The sequence below is a fragment of the Pedococcus sp. P5_B7 genome, assembly GCF_054049895.1.
Window position 1 is genome coordinate 191,339 of record NZ_JBFULM010000001.1, and the last position, 15,153, is coordinate 206,491.

At 73.0% G+C, this 15,153-nt stretch carries 17 protein-coding genes; 10 read left to right on the forward strand and 7 right to left on the reverse strand.

Annotated elements, in window-relative coordinates; translation table 11 throughout:
• The first annotated feature begins 49 nt into the window (after positions 1 to 49).
• The 7 genes from ACXJKD_RS00865 to ACXJKD_RS00895 all read left to right on the forward strand — a co-directional run bounded on the left by ACXJKD_RS00865 (position 50) and on the right by ACXJKD_RS00895 (position 4,044).
• A complete protein-coding gene (locus ACXJKD_RS00865) occupies positions 50 to 208 on the forward strand; it encodes a DUF6131 family protein (protein WP_091784347.1) in 159 nt (52 codons plus the stop codon).
• Between the two features lie 89 nt (positions 209 to 297).
• Positions 298 to 588: a hypothetical protein gene (locus ACXJKD_RS00870; RefSeq protein ID WP_457252437.1), complete on the forward strand. Its 291-nt coding sequence runs from the start codon at positions 298 to 300 to the stop codon at positions 586 to 588.
• Complete coding sequence (locus tag ACXJKD_RS00875) at positions 585 to 1,106, forward strand: hypothetical protein (protein WP_457252438.1); 522 nt, start codon at positions 585 to 587, stop codon at positions 1,104 to 1,106. Before ACXJKD_RS00870 ends, ACXJKD_RS00875 begins: the two co-directional genes overlap by 4 nt.
• Entirely contained in the window at positions 1,103 to 1,873 is a 771-nt protein-coding gene (locus ACXJKD_RS00880) for a LamB/YcsF family protein (protein WP_457252439.1), read from the forward strand. The genes ACXJKD_RS00875 and ACXJKD_RS00880 overlap by 4 nt, the downstream gene beginning before the upstream one ends.
• 6 nt (positions 1,874 to 1,879) lie before the next feature.
• Positions 1,880 to 2,551, forward strand: a complete 672-nt coding sequence (locus ACXJKD_RS00885; protein ID WP_457252440.1) for a 5-oxoprolinase subunit B family protein — start codon at positions 1,880 to 1,882, stop codon at positions 2,549 to 2,551.
• On the forward strand, positions 2,548 to 3,456 hold the full coding sequence (locus tag ACXJKD_RS00890; protein ID WP_457252441.1) for a 5-oxoprolinase subunit C family protein: 909 nt from the start codon (positions 2,548 to 2,550) through the stop codon (positions 3,454 to 3,456). The genes ACXJKD_RS00885 and ACXJKD_RS00890 overlap by 4 nt, the downstream gene beginning before the upstream one ends.
• 96 nt (positions 3,457 to 3,552) lie before the next feature.
• Positions 3,553 to 4,044: a DUF2505 domain-containing protein gene (locus tag ACXJKD_RS00895; protein WP_457252442.1), complete on the forward strand. Its 492-nt coding sequence runs from the start codon at positions 3,553 to 3,555 to the stop codon at positions 4,042 to 4,044.
• A 55-nt stretch (positions 4,045 to 4,099) separates the two neighbouring features.
• Here the strand turns inward: ACXJKD_RS00895 and pruA are convergent, their stop codons facing one another.
• A complete protein-coding gene (gene pruA / locus ACXJKD_RS00900; RefSeq protein ID WP_457252443.1) occupies positions 4,100 to 5,728 on the reverse strand; it encodes an L-glutamate gamma-semialdehyde dehydrogenase in 1,629 nt (542 codons plus the stop codon).
• Between the two features lie 90 nt (positions 5,729 to 5,818).
• Between pruA and ACXJKD_RS00905 the strand changes: the two genes are divergently transcribed.
• Positions 5,819 to 6,640, forward strand: a complete 822-nt coding sequence (locus ACXJKD_RS00905) for an alpha/beta fold hydrolase (RefSeq protein WP_457252444.1) — start codon at positions 5,819 to 5,821, stop codon at positions 6,638 to 6,640.
• Positions 6,641 to 6,643: 3 nt separating this feature from the next.
• On the opposite strand, the gene ACXJKD_RS00910 is transcribed toward ACXJKD_RS00905, so the two are convergent.
• The 4 genes from ACXJKD_RS00910 to ACXJKD_RS00925 all read right to left on the reverse strand — a co-directional run bounded on the left by ACXJKD_RS00910 (position 6,644) and on the right by ACXJKD_RS00925 (position 11,090).
• Complete coding sequence (locus ACXJKD_RS00910) at positions 6,644 to 8,107, reverse strand: peptide ligase PGM1-related protein (protein ID WP_457252445.1); 1,464 nt, start codon at positions 8,105 to 8,107, stop codon at positions 6,644 to 6,646.
• A gap of 97 nt (positions 8,108 to 8,204) precedes the next feature.
• A complete protein-coding gene (locus tag ACXJKD_RS00915) occupies positions 8,205 to 8,627 on the reverse strand; it encodes a DUF6912 family protein (protein WP_457252446.1) in 423 nt (140 codons plus the stop codon).
• Positions 8,628 to 8,631: 4 nt separating this feature from the next.
• The gene (locus ACXJKD_RS00920) at positions 8,632 to 9,669 is read right to left on the reverse strand and encodes a patatin-like phospholipase family protein (protein ID WP_457252447.1); all 1,038 of its coding nucleotides are present in this window, start codon (positions 9,667 to 9,669) and stop codon (positions 8,632 to 8,634) included.
• Complete coding sequence (locus ACXJKD_RS00925) at positions 9,666 to 11,090, reverse strand: WS/DGAT/MGAT family O-acyltransferase (RefSeq protein ID WP_457252448.1); 1,425 nt, start codon at positions 11,088 to 11,090, stop codon at positions 9,666 to 9,668. The genes ACXJKD_RS00920 and ACXJKD_RS00925 overlap by 4 nt, the downstream gene beginning before the upstream one ends.
• A 49-nt stretch (positions 11,091 to 11,139) precedes the next feature.
• Here ACXJKD_RS00925 and ACXJKD_RS00930 point away from each other — a divergent pair, with 49 nt between their 5' ends.
• Positions 11,140 to 11,583: a cupredoxin domain-containing protein gene (locus tag ACXJKD_RS00930; protein ID WP_457252820.1), complete on the forward strand. Its 444-nt coding sequence runs from the start codon at positions 11,140 to 11,142 to the stop codon at positions 11,581 to 11,583.
• Positions 11,580 to 13,007 carry a hypothetical protein gene (locus ACXJKD_RS00935; protein ID WP_457252449.1) on the forward strand — a complete coding sequence of 476 codons (1,428 nt, stop codon included), beginning with the start codon at positions 11,580 to 11,582 and terminating at the stop codon, positions 13,005 to 13,007. The genes ACXJKD_RS00930 and ACXJKD_RS00935 overlap by 4 nt, the downstream gene beginning before the upstream one ends.
• Here the strand turns inward: ACXJKD_RS00935 and ACXJKD_RS00940 are convergent.
• Together ACXJKD_RS00940 and ACXJKD_RS00945 are read right to left on the reverse strand one after the other, a co-directional pair.
• Positions 12,997 to 14,244 carry an AAA family ATPase gene (locus ACXJKD_RS00940; protein ID WP_457252450.1) on the reverse strand — a complete coding sequence of 416 codons (1,248 nt, stop codon included), beginning with the start codon at positions 14,242 to 14,244 and terminating at the stop codon, positions 12,997 to 12,999. The two genes, ACXJKD_RS00935 and ACXJKD_RS00940, sit on opposite strands and share 11 nt — an antisense overlap.
• Entirely contained in the window at positions 14,241 to 14,918 is a 678-nt protein-coding gene (locus ACXJKD_RS00945) for a hypothetical protein (RefSeq protein ID WP_457252451.1), read from the reverse strand. Before ACXJKD_RS00945 ends, ACXJKD_RS00940 begins: the two co-directional genes overlap by 4 nt.
• Positions 14,919 to 15,153: the final 235 nt, after the last annotated feature.

Consider the following 15,153-nt stretch of genomic DNA (forward strand, 5'->3'; position numbering starts at 1 on the left):
GTGTGGTGAGGTGGAGTGTTTGCACCCCCCGAAGCAAAAGGAGTTCCACGTGATCGTCCTCGGCATCATCTTGCTGATTCTCGGCCTGCTCGTGAGCAGCCTCAAGATCCTGGTGACCATCGGCGCCATCCTCATCGTGGTCGGGCTCGTCCTGGCCATCCTGGGTGGCACCGGTCGCGCCATCGGTGGCAGGAAGCACTGGTACTGATCGGGCCTGGTTCGTGACGAACGGCCCTCGGAGTGCCCCATGTGGGTATCTCCGGGGGCCGTTGCCATGACCTCACTACAGTGAGAGGTATGCCGCCCGCCCGGGTCGACCCCGACCGTCTCCGCTTGCTCGCTGCGGCTCTCGGGCCGCTGCGCGAGTGCGCGCGGGACGGCGCCGCGGAGGTCCTCGAGCAGTTCCCCGAGGTGGGTGACCGGGAGACCCAGACCGTCCTCGACGGGTGGGTCGACCAGGTGGCCGACCTCCTGCGCGAGATCGACGCGACCACCACCGACCTCGCCGGTCGGCTGCACGTCGCCTCGCTCGCCGAGCCTGCCGGACTCGCTGACCCTGCGGGACGCGCCGAGCGAGTGCGGTCGTGACCGTCGTCGCCGGCGACCCGGCCTCCTGCTCGCGCCTGGGGGGCACCCTGCGCCACCTGGCCACCCGACTGCGCACCACCGGCCGAGCAGCCCGCGACGCCTTCGACGACGGTGACCTCGCTCGACCCGGCCCGGTGCTCCTGCAGGCCCGCCGGCGCGTCGACGCGCTCGACGCCGCAACGACTGCCGCTGCTCGCGAGGTCGACCGGGTCGGCTCGGCTCTGCAAGCCCACTCCGCCGACCTGTCCGAGGCGGTCGCCGACAGCCGTCGGATCGCCGCCCGCGCCACCCAGGCGGGGCTCCGCGTGGGTGCCGGCGGCGAGGTCGCCACGGCCTGGGGTGTCACCGGGGTCGCCGACGGCGAGGCCAGTGCCCACCAGCTCGCGGCCGCCGCCCGCATCCAGGCCGAGCTCGACGCCGTCAGCGCCCTCGTGGCCCAGCGCCGGCACCGCTTGGCCGTGACGCTGCGCGAGTCGCAGCAGGTGCTGGCCACGCACGCGGAAGCGCTGCGGCGGTGACGTCCGTCGACCTCAACGCCGACCTGGGCGAGTCGTTCGGGCGGTGGACCCTGGGCGACGACGAGGCGATGCTCGACGTCGTCACGAGCGCCAACGTCGCCTGTGGCTTCCACGCCGGCGACCCCCGAGGCCTGTTGCGGGTGTGCGGGCAGGCCGCCGAGCGCGGTGTCGTCATCGGCGCGCAGGTCGGCTACCGCGACCTCGCAGGTTTCGGCCGCCGGTTCATCGACCTCGACCCGGCTGACCTGCTGGCCGACGTGGTCTACCAGCTCGGCGCCCTCCAGGGCATCTGCGCGGCCGTCGGCGCGAAGGTCCGGTACGTGAAGCCGCACGGCGCGCTCTACAACGCGGTCGTCCACCACGAAGCCCAGGCAGCCGCGGTGGTCGAGGCGGTGCGCCGGGTCGACCCGACCTTGGCCGTGCTCGGCCTCCCCGGCTCGGTGGTGCTGGCCGTCGCGCAGGCCGCAGGGCTGCCGACCGTCACCGAGGCCTTCGCCGACCGCGCCTACACGCCTCAGGGCGGGCTGGTCCCCCGCAGCGAGGAAGGCGCCGTGCTGCACGACCCCACCTCCGTGGCCGCCCGGGCCGTGCGCCTGGTGGTCACCGGCCAGGTCGAGGCGTCCGACGGATCGGCGATCACGGTCGGCGCGCGGTCCCTGTGCGTCCACGGCGACAGCCCGGGCGCGGTGTCGATGGCCACCGCCGTACGCGCCGGCCTCGAGGCGGCCGGGGTCACCATCCGGCCGTTCGTCGCGGCCGACGCCTAGGCCGTCGTGACCGGTCGGCTGTTGCCCAGCGGCGAGCGGGCCGTCCTCGTCGAGGCCGACACCCTCGAGGAGGTGCTCGAGCTGCATCGGCGCCTGTGGGTCGACGACCGCGCGCCGGGCCTGCTCGACGCCGTGACCGGTGCCCGCACGCTCCTGCTGGTCGTCGGCTCGGCCGCCGCCCTGGGCCCGGTCCGGTCGGCGGCCGAGACGGCGCTCCGCGAGCTGTCGGGCTCGGCTGGCGCCCCGGCCCGGGCGCCGGAGCGGGCAGACGCCACCGACGTCGAGATCACCGTCCACTACGACGGCCCGGACCTGGCCGGCGTCGCGGAGCTGACCGGCCTGTCGCCGGAGGAGGTCGTCGCGGCGCACACCGGCCGGGTGTGGCGCGTGGGCTTCAGCGGCTTCGCCCCGGGCTTCGCCTACCTCGTGGGCGGGGACCCTCGTCTCGACGTCCCGCGACGCTCCACACCCCGGACCCGCGTGCCTGCAGGGTCGGTCGGGCTGGCCGGGGAGTTCAGCGGCATCTACCCGCGCTCCTCCCCCGGCGGCTGGCAGCTGATCGGCCGCACGGAGCAGGTCCTCTGGGACCTCGACCGCGAGCCACCTGCCCTGCTCCGGCCGGGGCTGTGGGTGCAGTTTGTGGATGCGGACGGTGTCGACGCGGACGGCACCCCATGACTGGCGAGCGAGCCACGAAGGCCGGCCCCGCGGCATACCCACGGCTGGAGGTGCTCGAGACCGGGCCGCTGGCCCTCGTCCAGGACCGCGGGCGCCCCGGCCTCTCGGAGCTGGGCGTCGGCCCGTCGGGGGCCGCGGACCGTGGGGCCCACGCGCTCGGTGCCCGGCTCCTCGGGCAGGACACCGACCGCGCCGCCATCGAGGTCCACCACGGCGGCCTGGCCCTGCGCGCCCACGGCGCCGTCACGGTGGTGCTCACCGGTGCACCCACGACCGCGACCGTCGACGGCAGGAGGGTCGGCCATGCCGCTCCGTTCACCGTGGGCGACGGCGCGGTCCTCGACCTGGGCCGCCCCACGAGCGGCCTGCGCACCTATGTCAGCGTCCGCGGCGGCATCGAGGTCGGCCTCGTGCTCGGATCGCGTTCGTACGACACACTTTCCGCAATCGGTCCTGCGCCGCTGCGTCGGGGCGACCTGCTGCCGATCGGCATCGCGGCGGGCCAGCCCACGGTCGACGTCGCCCCCGTGCCGACTCCTTCGACCGGCACCGTGACGCTCGAGCTGCTGCCCGGCCCCCGCCGCGACTGGCTGGCCGACGTCTCGGAGCTGACCTCGTCGCCGTGGTCCGTCGACCCGGCCAGTGACCGCGTCGGGCTGCGCCTCGACGGTGCCGCCCTGACGAGGTCGCCGCAGTTCGAGGACCGCGAGCTCCCCAGCGAGGGCGTGGTCAGGGGCGCCGTGCAGGTCCCTGCCGACGGGTGTCCCGTGGTGTTCCTCGCCGACCACCCGGTCACCGGCGGCTACCCCGTCGTCGCGGTACTCACCGAGCGCTCCGCCGACCTCGCCGCCCAGCTGGTGCCGGGCCAAGCGGTGCGGTTCCGGACTGCCTCGTCGCGGCGCTGAGCCCCGATGGCTACGCTGGCGAGGCGACGTCCGCCACAGCTGAGCCGACGTCCGCCACCAGCTGGTGGGCAGCATCCCGGTGACAGGAGAAGACGCATGAAGATCGCCAAGTCGATCGAGTACGCCGCCACCCCCGAGGAGGTCTTCGCCGTCCTGTCGGACGTAAAGTTCCAGGAGGCGAAGTGCGCGGCCACCGCGGCCATCAAGCACTCGGCGGACGTCACGACCGTCGGCGACCACACCGTCATCACCACCGAGCGCATCCTGCCCAGCGACGGGCTGCCCGACTTCGCCAAGTCGATGGTCGGCGACACCCTCAAGGTGACCGAGACCCAGGACTGGGGCCCGGCCTCCGGAGGTGGCGGCCGGCGTGGCACGGTCGAGATGGCGGTCGCCGGCGCACCCATCGTGCTCAAGGGCACCCTGATGCTCGCGCCCGGTGCAGGCGGGACCGTCGAGACGCTGGACGCCGAGCTCAAGGCCAAGGTGCCGCTCATCGGCGGCAAGATCGAGAAGGCTGCCGCGCCGCCGATCGAGGAGGCCATCGACATCGAGGCCGAGACCGCCGCGAAGTGGCTCAGGCGCTGACCTGAGACGTGGCGAGGTGAGGCGGCGCGCGCCACCTCGCCTCACCACGCCACCGTCAGCCCATGTGCGGGTAGGCGTGCGCCTTCGGCGGGTCGAAGGTCTCCTTGATGGAGCGGGCGCTGGTCCAGCGCAGGAGGTTCTGGGCGGCACCGGCCTTGTCGTTGGTGCCTGAGGCCCGGCCACCACCGAACGGCTGCTGGCCCACGACCGCGCCGGTCGGCTTGTCGTTGATGTAGAAGTTGCCGGCCGCGAACCGCAGCCGCGACGTCGCGTCGGCGATGACGTAGCGGTCCTGGGCGATGATCGAGCCCGTCAGGCCGAAGGGCGCGAACGACTCCATCTGGTCGAGCACCTTGTCGTACTGGCGGTCCGGGTAGACGTGCACCGAGAGGATCGGGCCGAAGTACTCGGTGCGGAAGGACTCGTCGGTCGGGTCGTCGATCTCGAGGACGGTCGGGCGGATGAACCAGCCCTCGCTGTCGTCATAGGTGCCGCCGGCCACGACGTCGACACCCGGCGTGGCATGGGCGCGGTCGATGGCGGCCGTGTGCTTGGCGTAGGCCCGCTCGTCGATGACGGCACCCATGAAGTTGGACAGGTCGGTGACGTCGCCCTGGCTGAGGCCGTTGGTGATCGAGACCAGGTCGGCCTTGATCTTCTTCCACAGCGAGCGCGGCACGTAGGCGCGGGAGGCGGCCGAGCACTTCTGTCCCTGGAACTCGAAGGCACCTCGAATCATGGCTGTGCGCAACACATCCGGGTCTGCGGAGGGGTGGGCGAGGATGAAGTCCTTGCCGCCGGTCTCGCCGACCAGGCGCGGGTAGGTGCGGTAGCTCGGCAGGTTCGCACCCACCTCCTGCCACAGGTGCTGGAAGGTCGGCGTCGAGCCGGTGAAGTGGATGCCGGCGAGGTCGGGGTCGGCGAGGGCGACCTTCGAGACGTTGAGGCCGTCGCCGGTCACCAGGTTGATGACGCCGGGCGGCAGGCCGGCCTCCTCGAGCAGCGACATGGTCAGCTGCGCCGCGAACTGCTGGGTCGGGCTGGGCTTCCACACCACGGTGTTGCCCATCAGCGCCGGGGCGGTCGGCAGGTTGCCGGCGATCGCGGTGAAGTTGAACGGGGTGATCGCGTAGACGAAGCCCTCGAGCGGGCGGTGGTCGGTGCGGTTCCAGATGCCCTTGGCGTTGAGCGGCGGCTGCTCGGCGAGGATCTGGCGCGCGAAGTGGACGTTGATCCGCCAGAAGTCGATGAGCTCGCAGGCGGCGTCGATCTCGGCCTGGTAGGCCGTCTTCGACTGGCCGAGCATGGTGGCCGCGTTCAGGTGGGCGCGCCAGGGACCGGAGAGCAGCTCGGCGGCCTTGAGCAGGATCGCAGCGCGGTCGTCGAACGACGTCTCGCGCCACTGGGGCGCCGCCGCCTTGGCCGCGTCGACCGCCGCCTGGGCGTCGCCGAGGGTCGCGTTGCGCATCGTGCCCAGCACCTTGCGGCGGGCGTGCGGCTGCCGGACCTCGATCTTCTTGCCCGTGCCCATCACCCGCTTGCCCGCGATGGTGTGGGGTAGGTCGATGCTCGCGCTGCCCAGCTCGGCGAGCGCCACCTCGAGGGAGGCGCGTTCGGGGCTGCCCGGCGCGTAGTCCAGGACGGTCTCGTTGACGGGGACGGGCACCTGGGTGACGGCATCCATGTGGGCTGGCTCCTCGGGGTCGCTTCGGTGGCTCGGGCGCGGCTGCCCCACAGCTCTGGGGCAGCGCAGCGCGCACCTATGGTGTCACGTATGCCGCCTGCCCTCGACGCCCCCGAGCTCGCCTACCGCTGGTCCGGCCCGGCCGACCCGGGCTCCCCCACCGTCGTGCTGCTGCACGGGCTGGGCGACTCCGGGGACTGCTGGCCGGACGCGGTGCGCCGTTGGTCGACGGACTACCGCGTGATCGGCGTCGACCTGCTCGGCCACGGTCGCTCCCCCCGCTTCACGACGGACCAACTGGCCTCCCCCGACCCCATGGAGGCGATGTATGCCGCGGCCGAGGCCACCGTCTCGCGCGTCGCCGCCGCGCACGGCGGGCCGGTCCTCGTCGTGGGCCACTCGATGGGTGGCGGCATCGCGGGGGCGCTGGCTGCGCGGCGGCCCGACCTCGTCTCGGCCGTCGTGCTCGAGGACCCCGCCTGGCGGGATCCCGCCGAGCGGGTGCAGCCTCGCGGAATCGTCCGGGAACGGGTCGCGGAGTGCCGGGCGTTCGCCGAAGACCCCGGCGGGCAGCTCGAGAAGGGGCGGGCCGACAACCCGACCTGGCCCGAGGTCGAGCTCGCGCCGTGGGCGGAGTCCAAGGCCCAGGTCGACCTCGACTTCCTCGACCTCGGCATCGCCAACCTGCTCGAGCCGTGGGACGACATCGTCACCGCCATCGCCACTCCGGCGCTGGTGCTGCTCGCCGAGCGGGGCGGCCCGGTGACCCCGCCCGTCCGCGCCCGCGCCGCGGAGATCGCCAACCCGCGCGTCGACATCAGGGTGGTCGAGGGGGCGGGGCACTGTGTGCGGCGGGACCGCACGGAGGCGTTCCATGCCCTCGTCGACCCGTGGCTGGCCGAGCACGCCTGACCCCTACGACACCAGCGTCGCCACGACGCGCTCGGCGCCGGCGTAGAGCCGCTCCACCTCGTCGTGGTCGCGTCCGATCGCCGTCACCCCGAGCCTTCCATCGACCCGCAGGCAGCTGAGCATGTGGAGCACCACCCCCGTCCTGCGGCCGGGATCGAACTCCAGCCCAGCCTCAGCGACCGCGTCGATGACCCGCTGGGGTGCGAGGGACTTCCACGACGGGTCCATCAGCCCGTCCGAGGACCGGTAGCACCGGCTGCCGCTCCGGTCGTCGAGGTCGTAGCGGCCGGTGGCGACGTGGTAGCTCCCCGGCGCCAGGTGGCGCAGGGCGGAGAACGGATGCGTCGTGCCGCCCTTGCGCAGGTTCACCTCGAGCGCACGCACGTCCCACTCCCCCCGCCGCCGCAGCGCGAGGAAGTCGACGCCGAGGCGCCCGCGGGCGCCACGGTCGGCCAGCCACCGACCAACAGCAGCGGCATGCTCACCCAGCCGCCCGGCATACGCAGGGTCGGCGGGGAAGCGGCAGCCCGAGTACACCTGCCCGTTGTCGCCCCCGAGGATCTGCTCGTGGGTCGACAGCACGCGGACCGAGCCGTCGGGGAGGATGTCCACCTGGGCGCTGGGGCTGCGCACGTCACGGCCCGCCATCAGCTCCTCCACCACAGCACCTGCCCCGAGGTCGGTGACGTACCAGGGCGGCAACGAACCCTGCAGGTTCGCCACGAGGTCCGCCTGCCGGATCCGGCGGCCGTCCGGGTCCCGCACGACGACCACGACGTTGCCGTCGCCGGCGCCGCTGTTGTCGTGCTTGACCACCACTCCCGCGAGTCGCGGTCGGGTGCGACGGATGCGGGCCACCGCCTCACCGACACCCGAGACGTCGCGGACGTCCTCGATGCCGACGGGAGTCGGGACGCCGACCTCGCGGAACAGCCGTCGACCCGCGCTCTTGAAGCCCAGCGGCCACAGCGCGGGGTCCGTGCCGTTGAGCGGAGCCCCGAGTGCCCGCGCCACCTCGACCTCGGTGGCCGTGACGTTCCACGGCTCGATGAGCGTGAGCCGTCCCTCGGTCAGGCTCCGCAGCCGCGCCACGAGGTCGGGCCGGTCGAGCAGCTTGGCCGACACCGACCGAGGTGACGCGTCGTCCACGGTGACGACGTGCAACCGGTCGAGCAGGCCACCGCGGCGGCCGGGCGACGCCAGCCGGTCGTAGTAGTCGAGCACCTCGGGCTCAGGCGTCTGGCAGGTGACGAAGACCAGCTGGCACCCCGGGATCCGCGGGAGCATGAGGGCGCTGAGCAGGTAGCGGTGCTCGTAGGCGCCGAGCCGCGTCGCATAGTGCGCCAGCAGGCTGTCGGCGAGGCTGAAGGCCGGGAGCACCACCACGACGTGCGGCGTCGTCGACCCCGCACCGTTGGCGCGCACGGCGTCCGCCAGCCCGGCCTGCCGTTCCGAGTCGCCGACCACACCGCCTCCCGACTCCTGCGCTCCCGAGCATCAGGGCGGGCAGTCGGGCGCGGAACCAGCGTTTTCCGTAGGAGCAGCGGGGCAGCCGGCCGCCTGGTCAGAGCAGTCGGAGGAGCTCGTCGAGCTCGGTCGCGTCGTACCAGAGCAGGTCCTCCACGCCCTGGTCACCGGCCTCCTCGTCGACGTGGAAGGACACCACCTGTCGGAGGGGGATGGGACTCGAGACCGTCACCGCGGCGAGCGACTCCCGGGTGCCGTCCGATGACACCGTGCCGGGGTCGACGTCCGCAGCGGCGACGACCCGCTTGGCCACCGTGGTGCCCTGGAGCAGCGCTGCGGCGTCCGCGGCCTCGGTCAGCGCGGCATACTCCCACTCCTCCTCGAGGCCGGTCGGGTCGGCGCGCTCGATGCGTTCGGTGACGCCGAAGGCGGCCACCGGTGCCGGCCCGATCTCGCGGTCCGCGGCCAGCCGGCGCACGGCCTCGGGCAGCAGGGGAACGTAGATCCTCGTCTGGGTCATCGGGTCATCCCACATCCTCACTGATTCCCACGTCCTGGAAGGCCGACCGGTCGGGCAGCGGTGCGGGGTCGTGCAGGGCGATCGCGGAGGTGCGCAGGGAGGTGGCGATGACCGCGGGTCGCCGGCTGACGTCCATGAGGTTGGCGCCGAACGCCTCGAGGTCCTCCTCCCCGGGGCCGAGCACCGTCACCTCGGCGCCGTCGTCGTGCACCTTGCCCAGCTCCCGCAGCACCCGGAGGGTCACGCGGTTGCGCCACTGGCGCTCCACCCGGGTGCGCCAGTGCGTGGGTGCGTCCCGGACGAAGCTCACCTGCGGAGCGAGCACGTAGACCTCGTCGAGTCCGAGGCCGGCCATCAGGTCGAGGTTGGTGGACGACCAGGCGCCGCCGTCGATGTAGCGGTGCGCACCGATGCGCACCGGTTGGTACCAGCCGGGGATCGCGCAGGAGGCCATCACCGCTGCTGGAAGGTCGACGACCGGGGCACCCCCGCGACCGAATGCCACCCGCTCACCGGTGTCGTAGTCGAGGGCCACGACGGTGATGCCACTTCGGGGCGGCCAACCCTCCGGGACGACGTGGCCGACCATGGCGCCGACGGCCTCGATGCTTCCGCGCCCCTCCGGCAGGATCGCTGACAACACGGCCGTCGGCGGGAGGTGGCGGAGGTGGAGTGCGTTGCGCCGCAACAGCTCTCGCGACCCGAACCCGACCTTGGGGAGTCCCGGCCGGTCGCCACCGGTGTCCTTCTCGTAGTCCCAGGCGTAGCCGGCCAGCGGCCCGACATCGATCGCGCCGTCCAGCTGGTGGATGAGGAGGTCGGCGACCGGGACACCGGCCCCGAGCAGCCCGGCGAGGACGGATCCGGCCGAGGTGCCGACGAACTCGTCGAACTCGCGCAGATCCACCCCGAGCTCGGCCTCGAGGGCCGTGAGCGCACCGACCATCCACGCAGCGCCCAGCACCCCGCCGCCACCGAGTACGAGGCCACGCCGCGGGCCACCACCACGGCGCGCCGCGCCGGGCGCTGGAGCCGGGGTCATCGCGCCTTGGACCGGTGGCTGTCGAGCAGCTCACCGAGGGAGTCGACGATGCTCTGGCCGAGGACGTCGATGTCGGGCATCGAGTCGCGGTCGGCGTTGAGGCCATAGTAGACACCGCCGTCGTAGGACGTCAGCCCGATCGACAGGGCCTGCCCCTTGGCGAGCGGCATCACTGGGTAGGTGGACAGCATCCGCGCGTCACCGGCATACAGGGTGTGCTGGGGGCCGGGCACGTTGGTGATGACCACGTTGAACAGTCGCCGTGACACCGCACTCCCGAGGCGGGCGCCGAGGGAGTGGAGGGTCGGGGGCGCGAATCCGGCCAGTCCTGCAAGGGATTCCGCGCCGACGGCTTGGCCGCCCTCCATCTGCTGGCGCATGGCGAAGGCGATCTGGTGCAGGCGCATCGACGGGCCGGGCTCGCCGACGGGCAGGTCCACGAAGCAGGCGGTGAGCCGGCTGCCGACGTGTCGCGCGTCCTCGTCGTAGACGCTCACCGGCACCATCGCGCGCACGGTCGTTCCGGAGTGGACGGACTCACCGCGGGTCAGCAGCCAGGTGCGGAAGGCGCCCGAGATGGTCGCGAGCACGACGTCGTTGATCGACACGTCGTCGGCGTAGTTGCCCCGGGCGAGCCTGCTGCGGACCTTGCGGTAGTCCTCGAGGTCGGTGCCGATCATGACGTAGCGGCGGGCCTCCCCCACCGGGGCGTTGAGCGGCGAGTGCGGAGCGGGGCGCGCCGCCGTGCGGGCCAGCGTCGACACCACATCGCCGGCGGCCGTCAGGGCGCGCGTGCCGACGGCCTTCACGTCGACCATGCCGCCGCGGATGTTCTCGACCACCTCGCTGGGCCGCCGGACCGCGTCGACGAGCGCGCCGGTGAGCAGCTCGATGTCGCTCGGCTCGCGGGAGGGCCGCCAAGTGTCGGTGACCAGCCCCTCGGCCGCAGGGTCGCCGTCGACGATCACATGGGCGATGTCGACGGCGTTGATGCCGTCGACCAGCGCCTGGTGGGACTTCGTCACGATCGCGAAGCGGCCCTCGTCCAGCCCTTCGACGAGGTACACCTCCCACAGGGGGCGGTGGCGGTCGAGGGCGCGCGGCTGGATCCGGGCGACGAACTCCTGCAGCTGCTCGTCGCTGCCCGGGCGCGGGAGGGCGGAGCGGCGGACGTGGTAGGTCACGTCGAAGTTCTCGTCGTCGACCCAGACCGGGTTCGCCAGCCGGCCGGGGATCTGCCGGATCCGCTGGCGGTAGCGGGGCACGAAGGCGATGCGGGTGGAGATGAGCTGGACGAGCCGGTCGTAGTCGAACCCGTCGCTCGGAGGGTCGAAGACCATGACCGAACCGACGTGCATCGGCGTCGTCGCCTCTTCGAGGTAGAGGAACGACGCGTCGAGGGAGCTCAGGCGGTCAGGCACCCGCTCATCGTGTCAGAAAGCGCTGTTTAGACTCGGGTTCGTGACGAAGATGACGCTGCGAGCGCCGACGAGGTATGCCGCCGGGCTGGCTCTGGCCGTCCCCCTCACCCTTGGCCTCGGCGCGTGTGGGAGCTCCGGCGACGACCCCGGGACCGACGGCTCCACCACCTCCTCGACGAGCTCCTCGAGCTCTTCGAGCAGCTCCAGCTCGTCCAGCAGCTCGAGCGCGGCTGGCCGCACCATCGAGATCACCGTGACGGGTTCGACGGTGACCCCGGCCCCGGCCACGGTCGACCTCGCGGTCGGCGAGAAGCTGACCCTCACCGTGACCAGCGACCACGCCGACCAGCTCCACATCCACGGGTTCGAGATCGAGCAGGACCTGGTCGCGGGCACACCGCTGAGCGTCACCGTCACGGGCGCCCAGCCCGGCGTCTACGAGGTGGAGACCCACCACCCGGAGCTGCGGCTGATGAAGATCGCGGTCCGGTGACGCCCGGCGCCTTCGCCGCCCTTCCCGCAGCCACGGCCCGGCCGGACCTCATGCCGGGTCTCGCGCCGGGTCTCGTGCCGGGTCTCGCGCCGGGTCTCGTGCCGGGTCTCGCGCCGGGTCTCGTGCCCGCCCACGGCGTGGGGTCGCGCGAGGACCTCCCGCTCCCCTTCACGCTCCTGCTCGTCGGCGCGGGGCTGGCCCTCGTGGTGTCGTTCGTGGCGCTGGGGCTGCTCTGGAGGCAGCCGCGCCTCGACCCGCGCGACGGGCGCCTGCTGCCGATGCCCGTCGCCCTCGCCCTCGACAGCGCTGCCGTCCGGGGACTCTTCGTCATCGTGTCGCTCGCCGTCACGGCCTGGACCCTGCTGGCCCTGGTGTTCGGCCAGGACAACGCCAACAACCCGGTGCCCTCCGTCGTCTACGTGTGGCTGTGGGTCGGCCTCGCCTTCCTGTCCATGGTCTTCGGCGGCATCTGGAGGCTGCTCAACCCGGTGCGCTGGATCCGCGCCGGCATCCTGCGGGCGGCTCGCATCGAGGACGACTTCGCGCTCCTGGACTACCGCCTCGGCCACTGGCCGGCCGCGACGGGCCTGCTCGCCTTCGCGTGGCTCGAGCTGATCGCCCCCGACAATGCCGACCAGCCGGTGCTGCGCATCGCGGTGCTCGGCTACCTCATCGTGAGCATCGTCCTGGCCCTGACCTTCGGGATCCCCTACCTGCGCCGGGGCGATCCCTTCACCTCCTGGTCGTCGCTCTATGGCACGCTCAGCCCGCTCGGCCGGCGGGCCGACGGTCGGTGGGTGCTGCGGACCCCCCTGCACGGACCACTCCAGCTCGATGCGGCACCGGGGCTGCTCGCCGTCACGTCCGTGATGCTGGGCACCACGGCCTACGACGGCTTCTCCGGCGAGACCCGTTGGTACACCTTCGTCCAGTCGTCCAGCCTCCCCGCCCGCCTGTGGGAGACCGGGGCCCTGGTCACGTTCAGCCTCGTGGTCGCCGCCTCCCTGTATGCCGCGGCCGTGCTGTCAGCGCGGCTCGCCGGCGTCAGCGTGCGAGGCATCGCCACCGCCTTCGCGCCGTCGCTCATCCCGATCGCCGCGGGCTACCTCGTCGCGCACTACTGGTCGCTGTGGGTCTGGGAGGGCACGAACGGCCTCGCCAAGATGAGCGACCCCTTGGGGACCGGGGCCAACTGGCTCGGCACCGCGGGCGTGTCGCCCTCGGCGGCGCTGATCGCCCCCGGCCTCGTGGCCGGCATCCAGGTCGTGGCCATCATCACCGGTCACGTCCTCGGCGTGGTCGCCGCCCATGAACGCGCGATCACGCTGTTCCCGCGTCGAGCCGCGGTGCTCGGCCAGGTGCCGCTGCTCGTGCTCATGGTCGGCTACACCGTGGGCGGACTCACCCTGCTGTTCAGCTCCTGACGCGACGACGACGGACGCGCGTCGGGGCGGCATACACGTCGGCGAGCGAGGCGACCGCGCTGCGCAGCTCGGACTGGGGCGCGGACTCGGCCAGCGTCGTCCCCGCGAACAGCGCCGCATCGAGGGTCGGCTGGTCGAGCGGCAGGAAGGCGAGGTCGTCCATCCCGGCGAAGCGGGCCAGCGCCTCGGCGATCCGCTGCTCGGGTCGCGCCCCCACCGAGGTGGCCCGGACGCGGTTGACCACCACCCGCGCCGTGGGCGACGGCACCGCGGCGAGGTCCTGGACCGCCCGGACCAGCCGCTGCAGCCCGATGGGGTCAGCCGTGCCCACCACGATGAGCTCGTCCGCCTCCTCGAGCGCGGTGAGGGTGGCGGCGTTGCGCCGGGGCGCCAGCGTGTCGTAGGACAGCTCCTCGTCGTCCTCGATGGCAAAGCCGCAGTCCACGACGACGAAGCGGGCCAGTCCCCGCCCGGTGGCCAGGACGTGGGCCACCGACGGCGCCCGGAGCTCGGTCCACCGCCCGGCCCGCGGTATGCCGGTCAGCACCCGCAGCCCGGGGCTCACCTCAGGAGCCACTCGCGCCAGGCCGGCAAGGTCGAGCCCGCCCTGGTCTGCGGCACGGGCCGCCGCCGCGATTCCCGGGGCCTCGTCGAGGAGTCCGAGCGCCTGGGCGATGGACGAGCCGTAGGTGTCGAGGTCGACCAGGAGGGTCGACTCGCGGAGGGCGAGCTCTGCGGCCAGGTTGACCGCGACGGTCGTGCGACCCGGTGCTCCGGTCGGCCCCCAGACCGCGATGACGGTCGCTGGAGTCGGCGCTGCCGGGCCCTCGTCGAGGTCATGAGCGTCCACCGGACCGAGGCCGCGCCCGAGCTGGCCGTCGCGGACCGCCTCGAGCGCGTCGAGGGCGTCGTCGATCTCGTGACTGGCCAGGTCGGCGCGCAGGACGACGTCCACGCCGAGCTGGCGCAGCCGGCGCTCGCCCGGCTCGTCACCGGGCCCCACGACCCCGGCCACCTCCACCCCGTGGTTGGCCAGCTCGTGCAGGGCCGGCCGGTCGAGCGCGCGCAGGTCGGCCGAGACCAGGGCCATCTCGCCGTGGCCCGCTGCGGCGGCAGCCAGCAGGTCGGCCAGGTCGGCGCACCGCCGCGCGACGGTGTAGCCGACGGTGGCCTCGACGGCCGCGACCAGCTCCGCCTCCCAGGCCGCGTCGAGCGCAGCGAGGACCCGACGGGTCACTGCTCCACCCGCAGGGCCGAGCCGGCTACCGGCACCAGCGTCACGCGCGCCCCGAGGTCGACCGAGGCGATGATCTCCTTGATGCGCGGAGTCGGGGCCATCACCTGCACCGCGCGGTCGCCCGCCGAGCCCCCTCCCAGCCCGCCCGTGCCGCGGGGCAGGCTCGACACGGAGACGGCCGCCAGGGCGAGCTCCGGGCCGACGAAGCCGCCCGCCGAACCGGTGCCCCCCGCCGGGTCGACCCGGTTGACGTAGACGTCAACGATGGACCCCACCTGGAGGGCCGCCGCGGACCCCGCATCGACGGTGAGGACCAGGGGCTGCACCCCGACCTCGCTCCGACCGCCCACCGCGGCGGCGGGGACGAGCTCGCCGGACGGCACCGGCCGCAGGACGAAGCGGTCGGGCGCCAGGCCACCGGTGGCCGAGAGGTAGGCGGGCAGCTCCGCCCCGAGCTGGACGTCGACCCGGCTGAGGTCGTCGTCGGTGAGCCGCTGGCCGGGCACCAACGGTCCGCGGGCGGCATACACGGCGGTCCGGTCGTCGACCTGGGCCACGACGAACGCGCCGAGGGCGACCGAGGACAGCACCAACAACACCCCCACCAGAAGGCGCGCGTCGCGCCACCGCGGTCGCTGGAGCCGAACCGCCTTAGGCACAGCGAGGTCAGTCATGGCGAGGTCCCCCTTCATCAACACGTGCTCGTCGGCTGCTGACCGGGGCAAACATGCGCACCGGAGCGGTCATCATGGCGCGTCGCGAGCGACCCAGCCCCGGTCAGTCCACAGGTTCGTGGGTCATCCACAAGGTCGGGAGGCCAACTCCCCCAAACGGCTATAGATGCCAGAATCTGTCCAACGAACAGACGCAGCCACAAGAACATGGTAAAAATTCGGTCAAGGGAAGGTC

Excerpts from the sequence above, each read along its gene's own strand:
- ACXJKD_RS00870 (WP_457252437.1), top strand. The coding sequence starts at position 298 with ATGCCGCCCGCCCGGGTCGACCCCGACCGTCTCCGCTTGCTCGCTGCG.
- ACXJKD_RS00890 (WP_457252441.1), top strand. The coding sequence starts at position 2,548 with ATGACTGGCGAGCGAGCCACGAAGGCCGGCCCCGCGGCATACCCACGG.
- ACXJKD_RS00895 (WP_457252442.1), top strand. The coding sequence starts at position 3,553 with ATGAAGATCGCCAAGTCGATCGAGTACGCCGCCACCCCCGAGGAGGTC.
- ACXJKD_RS00905 (WP_457252444.1), top strand. The coding sequence starts at position 5,819 with ATGCCGCCTGCCCTCGACGCCCCCGAGCTCGCCTACCGCTGGTCCGGC.
- ACXJKD_RS00930 (WP_457252820.1), top strand. The coding sequence starts at position 11,140 with ATGACGCTGCGAGCGCCGACGAGGTATGCCGCCGGGCTGGCTCTGGCC.
- pruA (WP_457252443.1), bottom strand. The coding sequence starts at position 5,728 with ATGGATGCCGTCACCCAGGTGCCCGTCCCCGTCAACGAGACCGTCCTG.
- ACXJKD_RS00920 (WP_457252447.1), bottom strand. The coding sequence starts at position 9,669 with ATGACCCCGGCTCCAGCGCCCGGCGCGGCGCGCCGTGGTGGTGGCCCG.
- ACXJKD_RS00945 (WP_457252451.1), bottom strand. The coding sequence starts at position 14,918 with ATGACTGACCTCGCTGTGCCTAAGGCGGTTCGGCTCCAGCGACCGCGG.
- ACXJKD_RS00915 (WP_457252446.1), bottom strand. The coding sequence starts at position 8,627 with ATGACCCAGACGAGGATCTACGTTCCCCTGCTGCCCGAGGCCGTGCGC.